1 protein-coding gene is annotated in these 1,134 nt (G+C 73.1%); it reads right to left on the bottom strand.

The features are described 5' to 3' along the window. Nucleotides 1–33 precede the first annotated feature (33 nt). Complete coding sequence (locus ACWGE1_RS41095; RefSeq protein WP_453425576.1) at nucleotides 34–849, bottom strand: hypothetical protein; 816 nt, start codon at nucleotides 847–849, stop codon at nucleotides 34–36. Nucleotides 850–1,134: the final 285 nt, after the last annotated feature.

Raw genomic sequence — 1,134 nt, 5'->3', positions numbered from 1 at the left:
CCGGGGTACCGCCCTTCTTCATGTCACCGTGCCTCAGGCCTTGTCGCCCTCGACATCGGCGTCGGCGTCGGCGTCGGACTGCTCCAGCGGCTCGTACTCCTCGTCGTCCTCGTCGTAGTACTCGGCGACGTCGGTGGCGCGCTCGGCCGCGGCGATCTCCGCCGCGTCCTCGTCGTCGTCCTCGTCGTCCTCGTCCTCGTCGAGGTCGGCCAGGTCGACCGCGGCGTCGACGAACTCGACACCGTCGAGCTCGGCAAGGCGGTCGGAGGCGTCGGTGGCGCCGTCCTTGTCCGCTTCGAGGGTCTTGCCGAACCACTCGCGCGCCTCGTCCTCACGACCGGCCGCCAGCAGGGCGTCGGCGTAGGCGTAGCGCAGGCGCGCGGTCCACGGCTGGACGGAGCTGGAGGCCAGCTCCGGGCTCTGCAGGGTCACGATGGCCGCTTCGAGCTGCCCCTGGTCCCGCCGGGCACCGGCCGCGACCAGACGCATCTCGACCTGGCCGGCCTTGTCCAGCTTCTGCACCTCGGGCTCGCCGGCCATCGCCAGCGCCCGCTCCGGGCGGCCGAGGCCGCGCTCGCAGTCGGCCATGACGGGCCACAGCTCGACCGAGCCGGTCATGCGCTTGGCGGCACGGAACTCCGCGAGGGCCTCGCTGTACTTCTGCGTGGCGTACGCGGCGAAGCCGGCGGCCTCGCGGACGGCGGCGACGCGGGAGGCCAGGCGCAGGGCGATGCGGGAGTACGCGTACGCCTGCTCGGGCTCCTCGTCGATCAGCCGGGCGACCATGACGAGGTTCTTGGAGACCTCTTCGGCCAGGCCCTTGGGCAGGCTCAGCAGCTCCTGACGCACATCGGCGTCGATCTCGAGGCCGGTGACGTCCTCGTCGATCGGGAGCCGCTTGACCGGGTCCCGGTCACGGTCCGCGCGGAAGTCGCGGTCGCCACCACGGTCATCACGGCCGCGGTAACCACCGCGGTCGCCGCCCCGGTCGTCACGACGGGGGTACGAGGGACGGTCGCCACCGCGGTCGTCGCGGCGCGGGTAGGACGGACGGTCCCCACCACGGTCGTCACGGCCCCCGCGGAAACCACCACGGTCGCCGCCGCGGTCGTCGCGACGGGGGTAGGACGGACG

Source organism: Streptomyces sp. NPDC054932 (assembly GCF_053610205.1).
This window is presented reverse-complemented; position numbering and strand designations above follow the sequence as displayed.